Origin of the sequence: Pelosinus propionicus DSM 13327, assembly GCF_900114615.1 — a bacterium.
Taxonomy (GTDB): Bacteria; Bacillota; Negativicutes; order DSM-13327; family DSM-13327; genus Pelosinus; species Pelosinus propionicus.
In genome coordinates this window covers 1-1,134 of the sequence record NZ_FOTS01000132.1, presented here as the reverse complement: position 1 = coordinate 1,134, position 1,134 = coordinate 1, and the positions used below count along the sequence as shown (strand labels likewise).

At 28.7% G+C, this 1,134-nt stretch carries 1 protein-coding gene; it reads left to right on the top strand.

What is annotated here, in order from left to right:
- Window positions 1–159: 159 nt before the first annotated feature.
- Window positions 160–447, top strand: coding sequence for a hypothetical protein (locus tag BMZ99_RS25880; protein ID WP_090945035.1), 288 nt, complete (start codon window positions 160–162; stop codon window positions 445–447).
- Window positions 448–1,134: the final 687 nt, after the last annotated feature.

The following is a 1,134-nucleotide window of genomic DNA, read 5'->3' as shown; positions in this document are numbered from 1 at the left end:
AAAAAAAATGACCCCGATTCAATATCGGGATCATCTCATTGTGGCTTAATTTAGGCTTTTTTCTATAATGTCCTATTTCTAGGTACCAGTTCAAATATAGCTCATAGGGGCTTTTTTCATAGGCTTCATGACGTAAATAAAATTTTTTGCCCCTATATAATGATAGAGTGTAAGAATTACAATAAGGATATAGCAAATCCTGAATTAGATCAATTAGCTGGGAGATTTAGTTTTAATAAAGGTAAATTTGGTATACTTATGTGTAGAAATATCATTGACAAAGAATTACTGTATCAAAGATGTTCTGATATTTATAACGATGATCGTAAACTAATAATTCCACTAGATGATAATGACCTTATAACTATGCTTGAATTAATAAAATATAATAAAGAATGTGAAATGGTCTTAGAAAATATTAAAAAGAAGATTATCTTGAATGGATAGTAATGACTTAAACATATTAATGGTACATATTAAAAGCAAGAGTTGCTTGTAATGGAATTAAAAGGTATCAACAATACAAGTAAATCGAAATACGAGGATATATACTTTTAGTTAGAAAATGCCCTTTAGTTAAAAGCGCAGTAATTTATTAATATAGGATTAAACATTGCAAAGAGATACTGTTCTAAGAGTAGCAGGGGATTTTGAGATAGGACTAACTTGTTGCTAGAATGATGTTTTTCTCAAATTATATTTAGAGCATCCATAAATATAACTATCATTTTCTCCTGCTACTTAATCTGTAGCAGGTTTTTCATTCCATGTTTATAAAAATAGGTGAGATTTTATCATTACAAAGAAAAGTTTGAAAAAAACATCGAAATATGAGATACTGGCTATTATATTTGTTATACTTCAAATACTAAAATAAAAAAAGTAAGTAGTATATAGCAATACCCACAGCTACTATGGAGGAATCATTTTGAAAAAGTTTGCATTTGTATCAGATTTCGACGGGACATTAACGGAGAAAGATTTTTATCATATTATTATAGATAATTATTTACAGGATTGGGGAAGACCGTTTTATGAGGTGTGAATGTCAATGAATTTCTTTACCACTTGATACTGAATTAGTTTACCAGTAGTGATATCGAAAAAGTTTACCACCGATGTAGTTTTGACAGT

Coding starts and splice junctions, on each gene's coding strand:
- BMZ99_RS25880 (WP_090945035.1), top strand. CDS start 160: ATGATAGAGTGTAAGAATTACAATAAGGATATAGCAAATCCTGAATTA.